Below are 21,912 nucleotides of genomic sequence, written 5' to 3'. Positions count from 1 at the left end.
CTATAAGAGAATTCTATCCATCTGGCACCATTAAATCAACGCTATTGTCATGGAACAACCGGTACGGATTGCCTACTTGATTTTCGCCCACAAAAATCCAGATCAATTGGGACGGTTGCTGGGAAAGTTATACTACCCAGGTTGCCTATTTTATATACACGTCGATGCAAAGTCAAACGTAAAACCTTTCGCGTTAGCCGCTTCCCAGGTGCCATCAGCGAGTGTAATATGGCTGACCAAACGAACCCCTGTTTCATGGGGTGATTTTTCGTTATCAGCCGCTTACCTAAACGGATTTCAGACAATCTTACAAAAACGCCCAGAACCCGACTTTATCATTACGCTTAGTGGGCAGGATTATCCAATTGTAACAAACCAGGCCCTACACAATTGGCTGGCCAATCATATAGACCAGACGATCCTGGATTATGATGTCGTCACGGAGGACAGCCTTCACTTGATCGAGCGCGTAGATCGATATTATTTATCCATTAAACCGCACCGCACGATTGTTTATCCATACCCTAATCCTCAGGATTTCAAGAAAAGGCTATTCAATGTAACACTACGTCTAAGTGGTCTATTTAGTTTGCCCCGACAGTTTCCGATGGGTCACCAAATGTATTTCGGCACGAACTGGTTTCAGGTAAAACCCGTCATAGCCCGCTACCTGGTAGAATTTGCCCGGTCAAACCCATCCTATATAAAGTTCGCGCACACTACGTTTGTACCCGAAGAATTTTTCTTTCAGACTATTCTCCTGAATGCGCCTGACGCAATCCGGAACACCCTTTACAATCATCGCATGACCTTCATGCAATGGGACCGGCCGGACGGCAGCTACACAAAACCGATTTCGGTTGGTGAGCTACCCGATATGTTAAACTCGGGCAAGTTTTTCGCCCGGAAATTCGACGAAACGGTAGATAGTGAAGTGCTCGACCGCCTGGATCAATATCTAACAGGTGTCACTCCATTTTAATGACTCTATAAGTAATCATCACAATCTGGCCGGTACGCAAGTAAAATCTCCTTTCTCTTGATGACACTTGCTATTGCGTATGCTCATCTGTTTAACATGCCTGCTGAACATACTGGCAATACGTTCTATCATCATTACTTTCTCACCGTTTGTGTTGTTTATTTAGCCATTGCCAGCCTGCTTGCTGTGGTTGTTCTATACAGCGTAGCAGATGAGGATTTTCATATAGCCTCCAGACAGCGTGAGTTGCGACTCTTCCATTTTTCATTACCTATGTAATCTTAATAAGAGCAGCAAATTTACCGAATATACAATTTGTACTTTATTTCGCGTCAATCTGGTCAATATAAAGTATTTTTGGTTACTTATTCATATATCCACATTCAACTTTAACTTGTATGATTCATCCTTTACGTCAGGCCTTTTTGCCTTCATATTCCTATGCTCTGCGGCTTAATCTTTTCAGCAGTTTATTAGTTATTTTTTGTTTTGCCTGCCTATCGCCAACTCTGGCTCAGACAACTACTTTAACTACTAATACGTTACCTGTCACCTCCATTTGCCCAGGTTCAGATTTCGAGGTAAGCGGGACGTATCAAAACGTAACAGGCACTTTCGCCGTAGAATTTTCTTCCAATGGTAGTAGCTACTCTGAGATACCATCGGTAGTAGTTAGCAACTCCACCCAAAATCGCATAATTACGCTCAGGGCCACCATTCCAGCTAGCACACCCGCAGGAAACACCTACCGAGTCAGGCTAGTAACCAAAAATCCAGTGTTTGTCGGCACGCCCAGCTCATCTATTTTAACAGTAAAGGCAAAGCCTGCCCCCCTAACCCTTGACGCACTTATCCTAACGTGTCAACGACGAATAGCCAATGATCTTTCCACGTCTATTTATGTAACTATTCAAGCGGGTGCTTCAGCAAAGTTATATAATGCTGACCTCACTCCTAATTCAAGCCAATTAGTAAAAACGGGCGATCCTACCCGTATGTATTTCGAACTGCTTAAGCCATTTCCTGAAAGTAGTGATAGCGGATATAAATATCCTGTTAGTGAGCAGACCCTTTATGCCACGCAGGTTGTCGATGGATGCGAAAGTGATCGAGCGCCCACATTGGTAAGAACCTTGTATACACCCGTATATGGCCCAACGCCGAATGGTTTAGGCATAGTAAACCTTTGTCAGGGAGATAATGCTTCTCCAATAAGCCAGTTTCATGGTCCACCACCAACTAATTACAGTGTCGAATACGGCTTTAACAGCACAACCACCCGAACGCCACCAGTACCCAATACGAGCGTGCCTAATAACACGGTTTACACGATGCGTTCAGTGCCCAATGATGCTACGAAGGGGTGCCCAAACGTAAACGCGACGTTGACCTTTCTTTCCGTAAAAGTTAATTACCGGCCTAGTAAACCTACTGTTCCAGCCAGCACCATCACCTATTGCCAGTTTCAACAAGCCAGTTCACTAACTGCTTCCACTACAATCGATGGTGCGTCGTTAGTATGGTATGGCACTGATGCAACCGGGGGTATTAGATCAACCGTTGCACCGCAACCTTCAACGAATACGGCAGGGACATTTAAGTATTATGTAGGGCAGCAACTGGGTAATTGTGATAGCGAACGGGCTGAAATTACCGTGGAAGTAAAAGCAGCAGCACCTGCTCCTACGGTGTCGGCAGTTAACTACTGTCAGGGTTTACCCGCTAATCCACTTACGGCGATTGCTGCCAGTGGTGGTTCTTTAAACTGGTATACCGCAGCCACAGGGGGTACCAGCTCACCCAATGGCCCAACACCTTCAACAACAACCATTGGGACTATCAATTACTACGTTAGTCAAACCATTAGCGGTAGTTGTGAAAGCCAGCGAATTGCTCTGCCCGTGACAGTAAACGGCATTCCTTCGGCCCCAATTGTACAGAATGCCAATGTGACGCTTTGTCAAAGCACACAAGCCCAACCACTCACGGCTTCGGGGTCAAACTTGAAATGGTATGATGTCCCATCGGGAGGTACAGCCAGTGCTTCAATAACACCAGTCACAAATGCTGTTGGGACGAAAAGTTACTACGTCAGTCAATCCGTTGGTAACTGCGAAGGCCCCCGGACAGCCATCAACGTAACTGTAACTGCCAAGCCTGTTTCACCTAGCCTTGAATCATTAATCCTGACTTGCCAGCGTAGAATAGCCAATGATTTTTCTACGCCAGTTTATGTGAAAATACAAGCAGGTGCTATGCCAAAGCTATACAATAGTGACTTGACGCCTAGTCCGGGGATACTCGTTATCACGAGTGATCCAACAAACGTACATTTTGACCTTCCTAAGTCATATGAACCCTCGGATGCAGGGTATAAATATCCAATCAGTGAGCAAACTTATTATGCATCTCAGATTGTAAATGGATGTGAAAGTGATAAATCGCCAACCTTAGTAAGGACATTATATAGACCACTCTACGGACCAACACCAGTCAATCCCAGTAGCCCCTTCTTGGGTAAAATAGGCTATTGTCAAGGCGACAAGGCGCTACCGCTTAACGAAAAGGGACATAGCGCCCCACCCGAGAATTTTTATGTAGATTACTCCTTTGGCAGTACAACTACAAAAACTCCACCCATACCAGATACCAATGTACCAGGTACGCTTTCTTATACAATGCGTTCTGTGCCCAATGATCCTACCAAGGGATGTGCGACTAACAATGCTGGCGTTACTTATCTGAATGTTGAGGTCAGTGCCCGACCCACTAAACCCATCGTTCCGACCAGCACAGCTACGTTTTGCCAGTTCCAGACCGGTATACCACTTAGTGCTTCGACTACCATAGGAGGAGCTTCCTTAGTATGGTACGGCACTAACGCGACAGGTGGTTCACCCGAATTTTCCGCTACAAAGCCATCAACAGATACACCCGGCACATTCAAGTATTACGTTGCCCAGAAAGTAAACGACTGTGAAAGCGAGCGGGCAGAAATCACCGTCACCGTTACACCAGGCCCGGCGGCCCCGAGTGTCACGAGTGCCTTCAGCTATTGCCAAAAGATATCGGCTTCTGCATTAACAGCATCTGGAAATGGGCTTAGATGGTATGATGAGTCTGGCAAAAACATTGGTTCGGCCCCCATCCCCTCAACCGACTCGCCGGGTACGACGAGTTATTTTGTCACCCAAACAGCAGGGGGCTGCGAAAGTGCCAGAGCTGAAATCAAAGTCACGACTAATCCAATCCCTGGTGCGCCAGGTACGTCTGCTATTTCCGTTTGCCAGAATGATCCAGCGCCTAAGCTGGAGGCTAATGGCACAAATCTACTTTGGTATTCGACTGAAACTGGTGTAGGTGGATCAAGCATGACTCCGACCCTGAATACCTCGCAGCCGGGCCAGACAATCTACTACGTGAGTCAGAGCCAGGAAAGTTGCGAAGGGCCACGTGCCAGTTTAGTCGCAACAGTCAAGGGGCTACCACAAGCACCAGGCGTCACGCAACGGAATCTCTGCCAATTTGCCCCCTCGGAACCAGTTGTTGCTACCAGTACCGGTCCGTTAACCTGGTACAATTTAGATGGCAGTAAGTTTGATTCGACTCCCATCATTAATACGGATAAGGGTGCATCCTTCTCCTTTCAGGTGACCCAGACTGTTGATGGCTGTGCAAGCCCTAAAGCCACGCTATCGGTAGATGTCCTCACCACGCCCGTCCCAACGGTGAACAAAACGACGGTTGAATTGTGTCTGGGATCGCCCCCAGTATCCCTTGAAGCGAGTGCTTCGACGGGATCTGTTCTGAAGTGGACTGATCCTTATGGCAATGTAACAACCACCGCCCCTACACCGCCAACCCTGAACGCTACCATCAAGCCCGAAGGCGATATTTATTACGTGAGCCAAACGGGAACCAATACCTGTGAAAGTTCCAAAGTGCCCATCAAAGTCTTCGTTCAAACACCACCGACAATGTCTATTTTGGGAACGACTACTGTGAATCTAGGTATGGAAGTGCCGCTCAAATTGTCGTTCACCGGCGTTGGTCCGTATCGCTATAAAATCACCAACCTATCCAATTTAACCAGCATCAAAGACACGACGATTCTGGTCATGCCGGAGCGCACAACAACGTATCAGGTGGAAGAAATCGCCAACAAGTGCGGAGTGGGATTACCCGGCAATGGCGCTGTAGCAACGATTACGGTGACGATACCCGCCATTCAAACGCAAGCATTCACCAGCACCACACTTTGCGCAGGCAGCAATTTAACTACGCCGTTTTCGACAACCGGCAACTTTAATCCAGGTAGTGCTTTTAAATTGCAACTGGCAAAAGCGGAAGGCGATCCCACTCAGGCTACGTTCGTGGATGCCGTAAACAGCCAGGAAAGTAATGGGCAGATAACGGGGACGATTTCGAGCAGTACTGTGGCTGGTTCGTATTGGGTGCGTGTGATAGCAACCAATCCTAAAATTCCCATCAATGGTAGTCGGAGTCCTTCCTTACTGACGATTCAGGCCAAGGCCACCGCGAGCATGCCGAGTAGTCAGACGATCTATGAAGGTCAACCCGCCCAACTCTCGGTAAGCTTTACGGGAGATGGCCCTTGGAGTTTTGTTTATCGGGACAGCACCGCGACAGGTTTGGGTAACCCAGAAACTGTATCGACCAGTATGAACCCTACTAAGCTTGACCTCAGACCGACCAAAACCACCGCTTATTTGTTGACCAGTGTGAGTAATGGCTGTGGTGCTGGGACAATGTCAAATCGGAAAGCTACAATAACCGTATTCCCTCTTCTGGCGGTTGACGATCCGTCTTTAGCAGATGCAGTAGAGATATATCCAGTCCCAAGCTCAAACACGGTGACAGTTCATATTCAAGGCCTGTTATCTAGTCAGACGGCCATTTTAGAATTGACCGATCTAACTGGTCAACGAGTGGTACGGCAAGAAACACGGCTGGCAACCTCAACGCTTTTGCTACATCAACATCCATCGGGTACCTACGTCTTACAGATCCGGGTTGGGGATCGAACCGCATCCAAACGAATTGTAAAGCTTTAATGTCAGCTTAAAATGAAAACGGTTCTGTCATGATGACAGAACCGTTTTCATTTTAAATCAGAGTTGATCATGAGCCGCAAGCCTCACACTCCACTCTATTACGTTGGGCTTCGATACTACAAGCGGCCCGACTCTGGTTAATGTTCTCATCTATAACCTGCTCGAACAAGGCTGCATTTTCAATCCGCTACCCTTGCTTCAACCCGAAGCGTTCCATAATGGAACTGTACACCATTGCTGGCCCACCTGGCCCCCATATTACTAACTGTTGCTCTTCCATTGCTCTATAAGTTTTTCAATTCCAAGGTAAGTAATTTTCTTCCTCGGTCCCCACTAATCAAAAGGCCTGGAAAATATAAAGGGGATGATGAAGCGTAGCATCCTTTGCGTCCACTAAACAAAACACCCCGACCGCCAAGCAGCCAGGGTATCCTGCCTTGACAGGAAGGTCTACTAAAATCCCTAGACGCTTCGGCCTTGAATCAACCGAAAAATAATGGCGATGACAGCAATCACTAAGAGAATATGGATGAGTCCGCTAGCGGCTATGCCAGCGCCCAAAACACCCAGGAAGCCTAGTAGCCAGATGATAATCAATACCACAGCGATGGTATAGAGAAGATTGCCCATGATGGTAAAAGTTTATAAGTGAAATTAGGTGTAATCGAGATACTAACTAGGGGGTTGTCAAAATGTTATTACATTCGATTATCGGCCAATCCATTGCTGTATCTAACCGAATCAGGGTAAATAGGTGGGGGAGCTAGTAGGCCTTTTCAGTCGAATGGCTTATTCATGTCAGGCAGTGAGGCTCCTTTGTCACCTTGAAGAACAACTGTAACTCCGACGATTAACGGAACTGGTCTATTGAGGTGGCCCGTAGGCTCACTGGTGTGATAGCATAGGCGATTAGGTTTCTGTTTAAATACAGAATGGAAAACCTAGTCGAAACGGCATTCCAGTAAGCGGTGGCCGGCAATTGAAATGGGAAGTTCACGAATGATATGTACCTGGCCGTTGGCTAAAAAGTGTTCAATCTGATAATGACTGGTTTCATCAATGACGTAAAAATGGGGCATGCTCACCTTATTGAAACCCTGTCGGGTGATCACATTGTAGACCTTGTACTTTTCGCGCAAAGCCGTCAGGATATTAAATTCAACGGTAGCACTTAAGATATTATCCCTGACCGAGGCCGTTTCCCAATCGAGCAGATAGCGGGGATGAGTCACCTGGTGGTGGAACCAGATCGGCAGAAAATAATCAGCCGACTCGATGAGGACCGGATAGCGCTGATCGAGTTGGTGTAAGTGACTCAACACCCTACTGGGAAAAATAACAACCTTTCGATTTTGGTAAAACACAAACAGCGCCAGTAACACGACGTAGACCGGCAACAATCGGGCTAGCCAGGTGACCCTACGCTCCCCTGTCAATTGATAAAAGGCATACACCAGTTGATAGATTACCAGTAGATGACTGGGCCACAGATAGCGGCTAATGAAAACGGAGGTATGCACAAAACTTACCGTTAGGGAAATGGCTATCGTCGTAAAATAAATAAAGCCTGCCAGTAAAAAGAAGCCAAAGGCTTTATCCTGAATCATTGCCTTAAATCCATCTTTTAACCGGGGAAGGGACAGATAAAGAAACAGAGCCAAAATGAACAGAAAGCGTAAAACAGCCAGGAACTCAAATCCCGGACTGCGTTCCAGGGTTGATGATAAATTGGGCGCTAACTCACCCACAGTCCGAAAAAACGATAGAAATGTTGGCAATGGAATCCAGGAATGGGGCTTTCCGGCCAATGTCTGAACGCTGAAACTGGGGTACCAGATCGCAAACCACAGCAGCCCGATGAGGCTATACGTACTCAGCACCCACAGGTAGGAGCGTTCCCTTGACCAGAGCCATAACAAACCAAAAAAGGCACCTGAAGCGGCCAAATAAAACAGCCCAAAATTGTGCGTAAACACCAGCAGGGTTCCTACCAGGATATGGAGTCCTAACAGCTTCAGGCGGCTGGGTGAAGTGATGAGCCGGTGGATGATGATGAAGTAAACCAGACCGATCAGCAAAAACAGCGCATAGGTACGAATCTGGGTCGACAGCGTCAAGTTTAGGTAAGTTAACCCAGTAAACAGGCTAATGAGCACAAAATTTGTCCTGGGCGTACCCAGGAGTCGGGTAACAAAAACGAAAAAATAGGCGATCGTCCCTGCAAATAGGACAACTGATACGGCTCGTAAAAACTGGGGGTTCAGGCTAATGAGATGGCTGATCAACCAATACAGGTTAGGAAAGACGGGCGGATTGGCATCCATGCCGCTCACTAAGGCTGCCTTAAGGTGACTATCCGAAGCATCAGAAATCAACACATAACTCAATACTTCATCCATCCACAACCATTTCTCTTTAAAAAATAACGAGGCAATTAAGCTACTGGCCAAGAGGATCAGTAGAATGGCACTCAATAACCACGTTGCTTTTAGGGAGTTGTGCTTCATCCGGTTGATTGAATATAGAGTTAATTAATATTTGTTACTTGTTTAAAAGATTATCCATACAATAAGCAATCTTTCTTATTAATAATTAATTAAAAAAGAAGTTAACAGGATGATACGTGGTTAACTGCCTGAACTTGGCCTGTTTTAGACGGCTTGCTGTTTCAGTTTGTAAGCCCGCCAGGCCTAGCTGCTGATAAATGAGCCATTGTTATAACCTGCTTTCCCTTATCTATATGATCATTAGTAGGCTTTCTGCTTTTTTATAACTTTCAGAGAGCGTCACTACTGTTAAGATAGTCACTAAAAAGTGAGGGTATAAATGAAGCAGAAGTATCTCTGTAAGTGATACACCACCCGCTGGGAAGATATATTGACAGCTAAATAATAACTGAGGCAGCTAGATTATGAACCGAGTCATTGCGCCGGGGGATCGGGTGATCGTCACACCCGTCAAAAATGGCATTACGCGCAAATCATACAAGGCAACCGTGATTGCCTGGATGTCATCGGGCAAACTCAAAGTCCAACCCGATGGAGATAAACGTCAGATGTCGGAACTAGTCAATAGTGATGATGTGAAGAAGCTGGCCGATAAGCCAGCATAATATCTTCTTTTGATGTACGGGTTAGACTATTGCGGGTTGCATGCATTGACCAAGCCGCACAACAAATCTGTTGAATGATTGATGATAGTCAAGTCCGAACCAACTTACGATTAAGATAATACGCAGGCGTTAACGATGCTTCGATTGACCTATGGAGCAGCGAAGAGTCGATTGGGTGCTTCGTCGTAAGTTCAGCTTACCACTTACCCTGAATTCTTGTCGATTCAGTGCTTTTTCACGCCCGCTTAATAAATCAGCCAGCTTACATCTATTGCAAATCAGTAACTAGTTGTCTTACTGTCACTTTATCGGTTATGAAAAGCCTTACCCTATATACTTTCATAGGCATTTCTGCTTGTGCCTACTTGTCGTATAAGTTCATAGAGCAGCCAAGCATTCGATTCGGCAGGAAGTTATCCCAAAAGTTAACGATAGTGGACCCTATCCCTTTGCAAGCAGGTCTATAATCTGATACTTGCTTACCCTAGTTTCTATCCACACCTTTTTCAATTTATTCATGTTTTCAGAACGCATTAATGTTGTTATCCCTCTATTCAACGATTGGGAGGCAGTCAGTCTTCTCATTGAACGTATCAAACTGGTTTTAGACGCGTCTCTACAAAGACGATTACATTTTTTACTCGTAGATGATTGTTCTACTATCAATTACGCTAGTTTGCCAACGAATGTAGGAGAATCATTATCAATACTACGGCTGTACCGAAATGTCGGACATCAAAAAGCCATTGTATTAGGCCTGGCTTATCTAGCCAGTAAAACGGAGACTTTTCCAACAATCGTCATGGATTCCGACGGTGAGGATCTTCCGGAAGATATCGTCAAGCTTATACACGTGGGAACCGACAATCCTGGCTCCATTATTTTTGCCCACCGCTCCAAACGCCATGAAAGCTTAACCTTCCGCCTATTCTACATATTTTACAAAACGGCCTTTAGACTATTGACTGGCAAAGTCATCACTTTTGGAAATTTTAGTTTTATTCCGGCCTCACAGTTAAAAAAGCTGACGCATGTTTCAGAAACCTGGAATAACTATCCAGGCGGAGTGATTCGGTCAAAGTTACCCTATGCCGATGTACCAATAGAAAGAGGCCGTCGACTGGCAGGCGAGTCGAAAATGAAATTTGTCTCACTTATTCTTCACGGGTTGAGTGCGGTGTCCGTGTTGATGGACACCGCTGCCGTACGATTAGTCTTATTTTGTGTCGTAATGATATCTGCCTCTGCGGTGGGGATTGCCGTTATCGCTTTCTTTCGACTCTTTACCAGTACAGCCGTGCCCGGCTGGGCAATCTATTTAGCTACGTTACTGTTTATCATCATTTTACAAGCGCTGCTTATTTCATTATTACTCGTCTTTATTGTGCTCTCAACGCGCACACAGGCTCAATTCATCCCGGCCAAACAATTTCAGGATTTTATTGAGCGGGTAGAGAAGATCAAGTAATTAACATAGCGTAAAGAAGCCTCAGACTTATTCACGAATGAAACTCGCTTACTTCGATCCTTGCCCCGCCGATAGCCGGTACGCACCTTGGCTTTCTGATCGGGTTGTGATTATTTTCTTCGGCCTACTTACATTGTTATACGGCCTTTTTTTTGTCCGTAATTTCAGTGGACCACTAGCCGAGATAAACGCCGGTGATACCGATCAATGGGACTACATGGGGTACTATGTAGCCAAAAATTTATCGTTTACTCCGCTACCTCATATTAATTGGGTTAATGATCAAACGTTTTATCCCTATGGGACTAACCATGTTTTTCAGGGATGGGCATTTGAGCAAAACTTCTGGTATGCCATCTGCTACCGTTTTTTGGGAAACGGTCCCTGGTTAAACATGTATTACCTGCTTAGCTTATTTTGGCTTAGTTCGGGGACTTATTTATTGCTACAAAAAAACTATGGGCCATTACGGGCAATGCTGGCTGGCTTCCTGATCTGTTTTTTCAATTTTTATGCGCTTAACAAATATCCGGGTCACTACGCCTATGCTATAATTCACTGGACTGTACTAAGCATGCTAACCGACTTTCTGCTGACCAGGCAAGTCGTGTTACGTGAACGGATTAGCCTCCGTTTTTTGTTAGTAAAAGGTTTATTGCTAACTCTTTGTCTAGGACATGATGTAGGGTACATATTGGGCTATGCACTAAGTTCATTCACCCTGAATGCACTATTTGTTGCTGCGGTAATAGGTTGGCGCTTATTTCGCTCACCCGGTAAGCCAGCGCAACAAATTAGCCAGATGATTATTAGATGGCAACAAGAATTTAAAAGCCATGCTCGCTTGTGTATTGCTTTGATAGCCGCAATGGTTGTCTTAGCCTTATTGTATGTGCCCCTACTGATTGAGGTCGCTACGCAGGCAAATTCGTTTGTCTTTACCGATCGCTTTGCGGGCGGGCATGGCTGGGTTCATCCACTCCGGCTGCTGATGCCTTACTTACCAGGGTTCAATCCGGCTAATAATCAACTTGGGGCCTATCTGCACGATATGTCCGAAGGCAATGGAGCGGGCAGTGCCGGTTGGTTCCTGCTTATTCTGGGGATTCTAGGCTTCTGGGATACCCGCAAACCGATTCGCTGGGCCTATGTACCCTTTCTGATCTTTGGCGTAATGCATGCCTTATATCATCCCATCCAGGCGCCAATACTGCAAATTTTTCCCTGGGACCGCTTCAATCGAATCCCCTCCCGCGTAACCATTGCCTATCCTGTTATTCTAATACTATTTGCGCTTCATTGGAACGGGCGTTTACGACCGATCTTTATGGCGGGCTTAGTGATGATCGGCCTGATAGAAGCCTTTTCCGTCTATAGTTTTCGATACCAGTTGAAGCCCTACTACTTTCTGGAGTCGTTTGAGCCCTACATGAACCAGGTCAAACAACAACCGGGTGAAGCTGTACTGGATTGGCCATTTTGCGTTACAGGCGGGAATGGGATCGGTGCTATGGATGGCTTGTGTCCCTTATATAATCGTACGAATACTCTTTACGCCTTGCAGCGTTTTCATGGTAAGAAGACTGTAGGTCAGTATTTCGGCCGATTACACAAAACGCAGGTTGAGCCATTTCTAAAGGCAGGCTGGCCGTCCTTACTGAATCATGCTGACAGGGAAGAATTTCTAATAGCCAATCAACTAACCACCTGCCTGACAGACCAGCAGTGGCGCTTCTTTGAGCAATTCTATCAATACAATGACTTTGCCGGTATCAATCTATGCATTGACTTGCTGCCAAAATCGTGCGTTGAGGATTTTTATAAACACTTTGGGCGACCTGTAGCTGCTACTGAAGTACCAGGGGCGGGGCGTATTGTATTCATTCCCAAGTCCGCAGGCATTCGTAAAAGCCTAAGCCCTTCCTTGGGCCAATCAATTCAGTTTTCGTGCAACTGCTCATACAAACTTTGATGTCATACTCATTTTAGTGGTGGGTACGCCGTCAAATGAGATTGAACAAAAGCTGGAACGCCGTTATGAAAAAGGTGATTCGGCGGTTTCACTAATTACTTGAACGAATCAATAAAAGGCCAGAAAGAGCCAGGAATAATACCGTGTACTGTATGACATGCTTAAAATAGTGGCGAAAATGGTAAAAGTGGGAGCCTAGACAAATGTTTTTTTACATCCATTATATGGGCATCCACGCTTGGTTGCAATTTGGCTAATGAATAAAGCGATTGCACAAAATCGCAAACCGTCGTGCAAACCGGAAATAGTAAAACATAAAAAAGCCAGTTAATCTTTCGACTAACTGGCTGATTATTTGGGACTTTAAATGTCGGGGTGGCAGGATTCGAACCTACGACCTCCTGCTCCCAAAGCAGGCGCGATACCGGGCTACGCTACACCCCGAAGGTTTACTCTTACTCAGCGGAGAGAGAGGGATTCGAACCCTCGGTACCGTTACCAGTACGACAGTTTAGCAAACTGTTCCTTTCGGCCACTCAGGCATCTCTCCGAAGCCAACCATTCCCTTCCTGAACGATTGGGATACAAAGGTAGGGAAAAACCGTGTTTTCGCAAATCGCACACCAAAAAATCTTTTTACAATCGCTAATTTCGGCCCTTCTACTGTAACCCATTCGCTGGCTGAACCGGGTCAGCATCAGGTGGATAATCGTCTTTAATGAACTGGTTATATTCTTTTTCCAGAACCGAAATTATTTTTATCGGGCTGTTTATTATTCTCTATACGCTCTATATCTGGCGCACATTTCGGTTGGCTCGCCAGTTGAATACGTCAGCATGGGGCGTAGTGCCCAAGTTTTTTCTACGGGGCAGTTACCTTACATTATTGATCATTGCGCTGCTCGGACCATCATTCGGCGAAGCGGAGGGCGAGTTGATCACCACAGGCCACGATACGTTCCTGATTGTCGATATATCGCGCTCGATGGACGCGGGCGACGTAGTACCCACTCGCCTGGAACGGGTAAAGTATGACATTCAGCAATTGTGCGATACGTTGCCCGCCGAGCGGTTCGGCCTTATTCTGGCAGCTTCGGAGTCGTTCGTCCTATCTCCGCTTACCGATGATCAGAATGCACTTAAACAGTTTATGCGCGAAGTACATACGAGTGTTTCGCCAACGGGTGGCACCGACTTATGTCGGGCGATTGAGCTGGCCCGACAGAAATTCATAACCGACTCCTCAACTTATCGAAGCGTTAAAGCCATTGTGTTATTCAGCGATGGTGAGAATTTCGGTTCCTGCGAACGTAGTGAACTGGCTCGGCTGCGCCTGGCGGGTTTGCCACTTATTACAGTCGGTGTTGGCACGGAAGCCGGGTCGTCAATTCGGGAAGGACGCGATTTTGTACGTGACACCGATCGGCAAATTGTTCGGAGTAGCCTGAACCGGACTTTTTTGCAGGAACTGGCCCGCGACGGACGCGGTCAATACGTAGAAGCCGATGCAAATGGTCGTTATGTAAATGAGTTAGCGGGCATTTTGCGGTCCTTAAAGGGTCGGGTAATTGACCAGCATCGCGTGGCAGTTTCGACAAATAAATACTATTACTTTCTGCTGGCGGCCCTCGGATTGCTGGTTCTTGATCTGATTATAACCATCCGAACGTTCCGACTGTGAGTGCATCTCACGGTTTCGTCTTATTTTTGGCTCGCCGTTCGTTTTGTCACCATGATTTACCTCATCATTACTGCCTGGCTCTGGTGGAACAATCTGTTTTCGATGAACCAGGTTTCACGTAACAACCAGGCGCGTCAGGAAGCTCAGGCGGCTTATGAGGCAGGCCAGTATACCCGTGCGTTACAGTTGTATAGCTATCTAAGTCGCACGACAACAACCATCGATCCAGCCGTACGATTAAATTTAGGCCATACGTATTTCCAACTGAAGCAATACCGTAAAGCGAGACCGCAATATGAGACACTGCTCCGGTCCGATCGCCCCGATCTACGGACAGCAGCTGCCACGCAGTTGGGTGTTATTACCTGTCTCGAAGGCGATAGTGCCACGGCGCTGACATTATTTCAGCAGGCCCTGCTCGAAAACGCCGATAATGAACCAGCCCGGTATAATTTTGAGTTAGTCAAAACGTACTATTCAGGCAAAAAGCCCGCCAACAAGCGGCAACAAAATCCGGCCAGCCGTAAACCACAATTGGTTAACAGGCCCCGTCCGTCGGGTGGGCAACAAGTTGAGCAATCGGCCCGACAGGATGAGTTGCTACGTCGGTTTCAACGCCTGAATCTAAGTGAAGAGCAGGCGCTGCAACTACTGGATGCCATGCAGGGCGACGATCTGCCGTATGCCTTAACGCGCTCAGCCCGACGGTCAGCAACGAAGCCGACCGCCGATGCAAAACGCTGGTAATACGACCAGATAAAGAGTTATAAACAACAAAACCACATGAACGAAGTCGTAATTATTTCTGCTGTCCGAACACCCATTGGTGGTTTTGGTGGCGTTCTATCAACTCTATCCGCAACGGATTTAGGCGCTGCGGCCATTCGGGGAGCGCTGAGTCGCGCCAATGTACAGCCCGATCAGGTGCAGGAAATATACATGGGGAACGTAGTGTCGGCGAATGTTGGACAAGCGCCAGCTAAACAGGCAGCCCTGAAAGCGGGTCTGCCTGCTAATATTCCTTGTACGACCATCAATAAAGTGTGCGCTTCAGGCACCAAAGCAATTATGTTAGCTGCTCAGTCGATTCAGCTGGGGCTGGCCGATGTGATAGTAGCCGGAGGTATGGAAAGTATGTCAAATACACCTTACTACGTCCCTAAAGCTCGTTTTGGCTATAAGTACGGCAATGCAGAACTAGTCGATGGCCTGGCCCGCGATGGCCTGGTAGATGCCTACGACCAGTGTGCGATGGGTGTTTTTGCCGATCAAACGGCCCGGACATATGACATTAGCCGCGAGGCTCAGGATGCCTACACCGTGCAATCCTATCGACGCGCCGAAGCCAGTACACAAAGTGGCCGGTTTGGCGCTGAAATTGTGCCTGTTGAGGTGGCAGGCCGCAAAGGAAGTGTTACAGTGAGCGAAGATGAAGAATATAAAAACGTTATTTACGACAAAATTCCGACACTGAAAGCCGCGTTTACGCCCGATGGCACCGTTACGCCTGCCAGTTCGTCGCCCATCAGTGATGGTGCTTCGGCCTTGGTTCTCATGAGCCGCCGGAAAGCGGATGAGTTGGGACTGAAACCGATGGCCCGTATTTTAGCCTATGCCGACGCTGAGCAGGAACCCCAGTGGTTCACAACGGCTCCTACCAAGGCGGTACCGCTAGCGCTCGAACGTGCGGGGTTGAAAGCCAGCGATATTGATTTTTTTGAAGTGAACGAGGCCTTTTCTGTTGTGCCGCTGGTCTTTAGCAAAATGCTGGATGTACCACAGGAAAAACTGAACGTATTTGGTGGCGCGGTTTCTATTGGCCATCCATTGGGCGCGTCGGGCGCCCGGATTGTCACGACGCTTACCAACGTATTGGCCCAAAACGGTGGTCGGTATGGAGCCGTGGGCATTTGCAATGGGGGCGGTGGTGCCTCTGCTCTTGTTATTGAAAAACTGTAAGCTGGGTTGTTGTATTCGGTTTTCAGTTTGTGATTACGGTGGGCTGACGCCCTATTTACTTTCGATAGGAACCGCCGAAAACCGTAAACTGAAAACCCTAAACCTTGAACCGAAAATTTAAATAAATGAACGCCATTCAGGAAACCAATTTTCAATTTCCCGGCCAAACGGGATTTTACCGCGGCAAAGTACGGGATGTGTATGCATTCCCGGACAAACTTGTTATGATTGCCTCCGATCGGATTTCGGCTTTCGACGTAGTGTTGCCCCGCCCTATTCCGTTCAAAGGGCAGGTATTGAACCAAACGGCGGCTTACTTTCTGGAAGCTACCGTCGATATTGTACCAAACTGGCTGCTCGAAGTACCCGACCCAAATGTGAGCATTGGCCTGAAGTGCGAACCCTACGCTGTTGAGATGGTGGTACGGGGGTATCTGGCAGGACATGCCTGGCGTCAATACCGCGATGGACATCGAACACTTTGTGGGGTTGCCTTACCGGATGGTCTGCGTGAAAACGACCGACTACCGACGCCCATTATTACACCTTCGACCAAAGCCCATGAAGGGCACGACGAAGATATTAGCCGCGCTGAAATACTTGAACGGGGTATTGTTCAGGAGAGTGGTTATGTACAGTTGGAACGCTACGCGCTGGCTCTGTTTGAACGGGGTACGGCTATGGCCGCCGAACAAGGGCTAATCCTTGTCGATACTAAATATGAGTTTGGCAACCTGAATGGCAAGGTTTATTTGATAGACGAAGTACACACGCCAGACTCGTCGCGCTATTTTTATGCCGATACGTATGCCGAAAACCAACAAGCCGGTCGAACCCAAAAACAATTGTCGAAAGAATTCGTTAGAGAATGGCTTATCGAAAACGGTTTTCAGGGTAAGAGCGGCCAAACCATACCGGTGATGTCGGATGAATGGGTGAAGCAGATCACAACTCGTTACATCGAACTATTCGAGACTGTTACGGGTCAACGTTTTCAGGCTAATGACGCTACCGATCCTCTTTCGCGTATTGAAACCAATATCTTACGCGCCATTCGTGAGTAAACTCTATTAATGATTGGTCTATCAAAAACCCTGGTTTATTTTGCCTTATCTGTCACCCATTGCCTGATGCTATGAATTATACCATTGAGAAAAACGAACAATACTCCCTGATCCGGTTAGCGGAAAAAGAGTTTGGGGGCGAAGTAGCTACTGATTTTGAGACATTAAGCCGTGGTTTATTCCGGGAAGGATACAGCAACATTATTGTCGATATGGCCCCGGTACTGTCGGTCGATTCGGCCGGAGTGACTACACTCCGTAAAGTGAACCGGCAATGTACCAATGAAGTCGGCCTGTTGATAGTCGTTACTAAAGACGACGACCTGATCGAGTCGTTAGATAAAGCAAACCTCAGCGACCTCACTATTCTGCCAACGGTGGAAGAAGCGATCGATGCCGTGTTCATGAACGAATTAGAGAACGATTTTCGCAGCGAAGAAGATGACGAGTACGACGTCGGAGGCAGTGTTGGTCGTGACGAAGCCTGAATCGGCCGTAACACCGGTGGTGGATGATTCTGACCACTTTTCTGACGAAATGACTGAAACACAAACGCTCCGACCCGTTCCTTTTCCTTTTGCGCTCACAATTCTGGGGGCAGGCTCCGCTACGCCTTCGTTGCGACTCCACCAAACAGCGCAGTTATTGAGCATTGGTAATGACTATGTGCTGATTGATTGTGGCGAAGGCACACAACTCAGGCTTATCGAGCAACGTATCAGGCCGGGACGACTACGGTATATTTTCATTAGCCATCTTCATGGCGATCATTATTTTGGGCTGGCCCCGCTCCTATCATCGCTGAATCTGGCTGGGCGTACCGAAGACTTGTTTTTATTTGGTCCACGTGGCCTGGATGAAGTGCTGACAACTATTTTTCGGGTGTCAGACTCTCGGCTGGGCTACAGACTTCATTTTCAAGTTGTTGATCCAAGTGAGCCCGCGCTCCTGCTTGATCATCCACAAATGACCGTGCAGTCGATCCCACTTCAGCACCGTATTGACTGCACCGGTTACCTATTTCGGGAAAAGCCTCATAAGCCCCATCTGTTACGGGATAAGTTACCCGACGACGTACCGGTAGCTTACCTGAAACAGCTCAAAAATGGAGAGAACATTCTGGACGCAGATGGCAAATTACTTTACGCAGCCAGCGAGTATACCGAATCGGCGCCAGCCCCCCGCTCCTACGCGTTCTGTTCAGACACGCGCTACGTTGAAGAATTGATTCCGCAACTACACGGCGTCGATTTGCTCTATCACGAAGCAACGTTTATGGAGGACAATGCGCAACGGGCCGCCGAGGTATATCATTCAACGGCTAAACAAGCCGCTATGATTGCCGCCAAAGCCGAAGTTGGTCGGCTTTTGATCGGGCATTTTTCCTCCCGGTACAAGCAATTTGACTTGTTTTTAGACGAAGCCCGGGCAGTTTTCCCGGAAACGTATCTGGCTATCGAAGGCGAGACTACTCATGTGTGACGCATTCTGAAGATAAAAAAAGGGCCAGGTATCAGGATTGCATTAACTCATAATATGAAGCGTGTCGGCAGGATTCTGTTTATCTTTAGCCCCGAAACTTTATTGATTTATTCATGCTGGCTTATCGCCTGGGATTTTTAGACATTGGTTGGCTCGACCTGCTTGACATTGGGTTAGTAGCGTTACTGATTTATCAGATTTACAACCTCGTTCGGGGAAGCGTCGCCAGCCGGGTATTTGTCGGGTATTTGCTGGTATATCTGGCATATCTTCTGGTGAAGGCACTTGGCCTGAACCTGATGACCACCATTCTGGAATACTTCATCAGCGTTGGGGCACTGGCCTTAATTATCATTTTCCAGCACGAAATCCGGCGTTTTTTGTTGCTTATCGGCAAATCAACCAATCTGACCAATAGCCGGCGAATTCGGCGCTGGCTGCTGCGCGACTCCGATACCGTGGATTCCTATACACCCTTGAAACCAATTCTGGATACTTGTAAAACACTGGGGGCTGAGTTCTCGGGTGGCCTGTTGGTGCTTCAGCGGAATGATGACCTGGAAAAATTCGCCCAGTCGGGTGAAGTAATTGACGCCGACGTATCGAAACCTTTGTTGCTGGCTATTTTCAGCCAGTATAGCCCACTTCACGACGGAGCGGTTATCATTAGTGAGGGGCGCATTCGGGCGGCCCGCTGCATTCTACCCGTATCGGAGGATGATGAATTGCCGCCTTCGCTGGGTTTCCGTCACCGGGCTGCCCTGGGCATGAGTGAAGCTACGGACGCAGCGGTGATCGCCGTTTCGGAAGAGAGCGGGCGGTTAGCGCTGGCGATAAACGGCGAGCTATTTACCAGCCTAAGCCAGCCTGAGCTGGAGAGTCGATTAGAACGTTACTTGCACGAGCCCGTTCGGTAGCTTTTTTTATTGATTACTACGTTTCTTACAATCAGAAAGCCAGTGCGAAACACACTGGCTTTCTGATTGTAACTGGTTCCTCACTTTTTCTAATACTCCAGCATTCGGGGCAGCGCTTTCGCCTGCTCGACAAAATCAGCGACCTGTTCAACCGACGGTGGACGTTGGGTGAATTGCCGAACTTTATTTATTTCAATCAATTTAGCGTGCAAATTGGCGGGTACACGTGTAGCCAGTTCTTTTACCGTATCCACGCCAGCTTCTTCCATAAGATCGCTATAAACCCGACCAATGCCTTTTATGCGGGCCAGGTCGGCACGATTTGCCAGTTCTAGAATAATAGCCCCATCGACGCTGGTTGCCGAAGCCAGGCTTTTGCGGTCCGATGGGGTTTTGGTAGCGTCAAGTAGCGAATCACTGTCACTGATACCCTGTGCTTTCAAGGCGTTCAGAACGCTATTTGTAATACCGCGTAATTCTCCTAATGTAAGGCTCATATAGAAAAATAGAGGTTAATAGGTGGAAAGTCGCCTGATTTTCAGACCATTTGATACACATTTAACGAACAAGGTACTTTCTTCGAGTGTCGTTTAGAAGAAATTTCTTCTGAGCGGTAAAACTCTCTGGATGCATCTGCATGAATTCGCGCTGCCATTCAGCATATTGAACGGGTTGAGCTTGCTGAAACTGGTCGACGTTAATTTTTTTCTGAGTTAAATACTCTTCAAATGTCATACGTTCTTTTCTACCTTGTTAGACATTATATCCGACAAATGTAAATAGCCTGATCACAAGGACAGATAAGAAACTTAGTAAATGTACTTAATTCGCTCACTAAGTAGTTGGATATTAACCCAAAGCTTATTGTAAATGTAGTAAAAAGTTAGTCTATAAAGATGCTTATAGTGAATCCAAAAAATTCAAACAAACTGGCAAACGCAACCATTGACAGTAAAATGCCTGTTCAGGCAGTTTAGTAGGATTCGGAAGTTTCAATGGCTGTAAATGAAAGAACGAATGAGCAAACGCGTGAAAAATAGCTAGTTGTTTTCACGCTTTCGCTCATTCGTTCTTTCACTCATTCTTTTGGTAGAATAAGTGGGTGAAACCGCAGGCCGTTTACCCGATTAAACTCCAGCGACGGAGCAGGGATCTTGAAAAACTGGGCCGTACCAATAAAGCGTTGTAGTGAAGGCGAAAACGCATTGATGCGGGATAAATCAGCGTCGGGGGAAATAAAGAATTGACGATATCGCTCAAATTTTACCTCTTTGCCATGTTGATCAAATACAGGTGGATTTTCGTGTCCACCAATCATACCACTGCCACTATACCCCAGATCCAGATTGAGCCAGCGCGGAAATGAGGGGCCCACCGGCAGCACCGACGCCAGATTAACCGACAGCCAGTACTGCTGCGCATTATAATCTTTAAGCATCTGCACGCCGGTCGTTTTCCCCAATACGTTGGGGCGATAAGGCGGAAAAATCGTTTTTCGGAAACCGTATTTCAGGCTCACTACCTGCTGTCCAGGGCCAAATTGCTGTCCTACAAACAGGGCGGTTCCAGCAACGTTAGCGAACATATCGCCTTTAGAAAACCCCCAGCCTTCGGAATGTCCGTCATACACTTCCAGTGTAGTCTGGAACAGCAAGGCTAACAGGCCACCCGTTAGTATACTGGCTCGTTCGTCAACCCCGCTCCAGCGCATTAGTTCATAGCCGCCACGGCTCATACAATAGGCCGTAGCGGCATGACCGACTTTATCCATCTGGAGCCACTCGGCATTGTCGTTGAATGAGTGAAAAGGGACCTTTTTTTTATACCATTGCTTACGTAGCATGAGCAACGTAATGGTATAAAAAGCAGCCGTACCCAGCACTACACCAATAAATCGTCCCTGATTAATGCCCGCCGGATCGGGAGCAGCGGGCATTATCGGCGTAGTTTGCGCCTGAATGGACTGGCTAAGCAGGAGAATGCATAAAATAAGTAAGCCTACCGTCCGAATGCGGTCTATCATGCGCTAAAATTATCAAAATTCGGTGGTTCGATCGCGTTCATGCTGCATCTGTGTAAGTAGATGTTATCTAGCTATCGAGGTTACGTTCTATGATTTTTGCAATCATTCGTGAATATCTAGCAAGTAATTCAGCCGCATTAGTTTACAAGTGAGGTAGCGCATACGTTGGCTAACAAA

Annotated in this window: 18 protein-coding genes and 2 tRNA genes; 13 read left to right on the top strand and 7 right to left on the bottom strand. The window is 47.1% G+C overall.

Annotated features, from left to right (window positions below; genetic code table 11):
* The first annotated feature begins 49 nt into the window (after window positions 1-49).
* From BM202_RS26015 to BM202_RS26010, 3 genes are all read left to right on the top strand, one after another.
* Window positions 50-982: a beta-1,6-N-acetylglucosaminyltransferase gene (locus BM202_RS26015; protein WP_093831700.1), complete on the top strand. Its 933-nt coding sequence runs from the start codon at window positions 50-52 to the stop codon at window positions 980-982.
* Between the two features lie 57 nt (window positions 983-1,039).
* Entirely contained in the window at window positions 1,040-1,261 is a 222-nt protein-coding gene (locus BM202_RS36750; protein ID WP_177236681.1) for a hypothetical protein, read from the top strand.
* 716 nt (window positions 1,262-1,977) lie between these two features.
* Window positions 1,978-6,057: an Ig-like domain-containing protein gene (locus BM202_RS26010; RefSeq protein ID WP_245776786.1), complete on the top strand. Its 4,080-nt coding sequence runs from the start codon at window positions 1,978-1,980 to the stop codon at window positions 6,055-6,057.
* A gap of 462 nt (window positions 6,058-6,519) precedes the next feature.
* Here the strand turns inward: BM202_RS26010 and BM202_RS36745 are convergent, their stop codons facing one another.
* On the bottom strand, window positions 6,520-6,687 hold the full coding sequence (locus BM202_RS36745; RefSeq protein ID WP_142774611.1) for a lmo0937 family membrane protein: 168 nt from the start codon (window positions 6,685-6,687) through the stop codon (window positions 6,520-6,522).
* A gap of 311 nt (window positions 6,688-6,998) precedes the next feature.
* Window positions 6,999-8,564, bottom strand: a complete 1,566-nt coding sequence (locus BM202_RS26005) for a hypothetical protein (protein WP_093831696.1) — start codon at window positions 8,562-8,564, stop codon at window positions 6,999-7,001.
* Window positions 8,565-8,968: 404 nt separating this feature from the next.
* Between BM202_RS26005 and BM202_RS26000 the strand changes: the two genes are divergently transcribed.
* From BM202_RS26000 to BM202_RS25990, 3 genes are all read left to right on the top strand, one after another.
* Complete coding sequence (locus BM202_RS26000; protein WP_093831694.1) at window positions 8,969-9,169, top strand: hypothetical protein; 201 nt, start codon at window positions 8,969-8,971, stop codon at window positions 9,167-9,169.
* Window positions 9,170-9,686: 517 nt separating this feature from the next.
* A complete protein-coding gene (locus BM202_RS25995) occupies window positions 9,687-10,637 on the top strand; it encodes a glycosyltransferase (RefSeq protein ID WP_093831692.1) in 951 nt (316 codons plus the stop codon).
* Window positions 10,638-10,674: 37 nt separating this feature from the next.
* Entirely contained in the window at window positions 10,675-12,609 is a 1,935-nt protein-coding gene (locus BM202_RS25990; protein WP_093831690.1) for a hypothetical protein, read from the top strand.
* A gap of 370 nt (window positions 12,610-12,979) precedes the next feature.
* On the opposite strand, the gene BM202_RS25985 is transcribed toward BM202_RS25990, so the two are convergent.
* Together BM202_RS25985 and BM202_RS25980 are read right to left on the bottom strand one after the other, a co-directional pair.
* Window positions 12,980-13,053, bottom strand: a tRNA-Pro gene (locus BM202_RS25985).
* 19 nt (window positions 13,054-13,072) lie between these two features.
* A tRNA-Ser gene (locus BM202_RS25980) sits at window positions 13,073-13,159 on the bottom strand.
* Between the two features lie 168 nt (window positions 13,160-13,327).
* On the opposite strand from BM202_RS25980, the gene BM202_RS25975 reads away from it, so the two are divergent.
* From BM202_RS25975 to cdaA, 7 genes are all read left to right on the top strand, one after another.
* Window positions 13,328-14,290 carry a vWA domain-containing protein gene (locus BM202_RS25975; RefSeq protein WP_093831688.1) on the top strand — a complete coding sequence of 321 codons (963 nt, stop codon included), beginning with the start codon at window positions 13,328-13,330 and terminating at the stop codon, window positions 14,288-14,290.
* A gap of 51 nt (window positions 14,291-14,341) precedes the next feature.
* Window positions 14,342-15,037 carry a tetratricopeptide repeat protein gene (locus BM202_RS25970; protein ID WP_093831788.1) on the top strand — a complete coding sequence of 232 codons (696 nt, stop codon included), beginning with the start codon at window positions 14,342-14,344 and terminating at the stop codon, window positions 15,035-15,037.
* A gap of 36 nt (window positions 15,038-15,073) precedes the next feature.
* Window positions 15,074-16,249 carry an acetyl-CoA C-acyltransferase gene (locus BM202_RS25965; RefSeq protein ID WP_093831686.1) on the top strand — a complete coding sequence of 392 codons (1,176 nt, stop codon included), beginning with the start codon at window positions 15,074-15,076 and terminating at the stop codon, window positions 16,247-16,249.
* A 125-nt stretch (window positions 16,250-16,374) separates the two neighbouring features.
* Window positions 16,375-17,313 (top strand): phosphoribosylaminoimidazolesuccinocarboxamide synthase, encoded by a 939-nt coding sequence (locus BM202_RS25960; RefSeq protein WP_093831684.1) that lies wholly within the window; start codon window positions 16,375-16,377, stop codon window positions 17,311-17,313.
* Window positions 17,314-17,384: 71 nt separating this feature from the next.
* The gene (locus BM202_RS25955) at window positions 17,385-17,801 is read left to right on the top strand and encodes an STAS domain-containing protein (protein WP_093831682.1); all 417 of its coding nucleotides are present in this window, start codon (window positions 17,385-17,387) and stop codon (window positions 17,799-17,801) included.
* Between the two features lie 49 nt (window positions 17,802-17,850).
* Window positions 17,851-18,795 (top strand): ribonuclease Z, encoded by a 945-nt coding sequence (locus BM202_RS25950; RefSeq protein WP_245776791.1) that lies wholly within the window; start codon window positions 17,851-17,853, stop codon window positions 18,793-18,795.
* A gap of 113 nt (window positions 18,796-18,908) precedes the next feature.
* Window positions 18,909-19,712, top strand: a complete 804-nt coding sequence (gene cdaA / locus BM202_RS25945; protein WP_093831678.1) for a diadenylate cyclase CdaA — start codon at window positions 18,909-18,911, stop codon at window positions 19,710-19,712.
* A gap of 89 nt (window positions 19,713-19,801) precedes the next feature.
* On the opposite strand, the gene BM202_RS25940 is transcribed toward cdaA, so the two are convergent.
* From BM202_RS25940 to BM202_RS25935, 3 genes are all read right to left on the bottom strand, one after another.
* Window positions 19,802-20,209, bottom strand: a complete 408-nt coding sequence (locus tag BM202_RS25940; protein ID WP_093831676.1) for a DUF4332 domain-containing protein — start codon at window positions 20,207-20,209, stop codon at window positions 19,802-19,804.
* Window positions 20,210-20,270: 61 nt separating this feature from the next.
* Window positions 20,271-20,447 carry a hypothetical protein gene (locus tag BM202_RS37365; RefSeq protein ID WP_177236680.1) on the bottom strand — a complete coding sequence of 59 codons (177 nt, stop codon included), beginning with the start codon at window positions 20,445-20,447 and terminating at the stop codon, window positions 20,271-20,273.
* A gap of 343 nt (window positions 20,448-20,790) precedes the next feature.
* Window positions 20,791-21,735 carry a DUF2279 domain-containing protein gene (locus tag BM202_RS25935; protein ID WP_093831674.1) on the bottom strand — a complete coding sequence of 315 codons (945 nt, stop codon included), beginning with the start codon at window positions 21,733-21,735 and terminating at the stop codon, window positions 20,791-20,793.
* Window positions 21,736-21,912: the final 177 nt, after the last annotated feature.

The sequence above is a fragment of the Spirosoma endophyticum genome, assembly GCF_900112365.1.
GTDB lineage: Bacteria > Bacteroidota > Bacteroidia > Cytophagales > Spirosomataceae > Spirosoma > Spirosoma endophyticum.
Note: the sequence above shows the minus strand (reverse complement) of the source record. Positions and strands in the feature narration are given on the sequence as shown.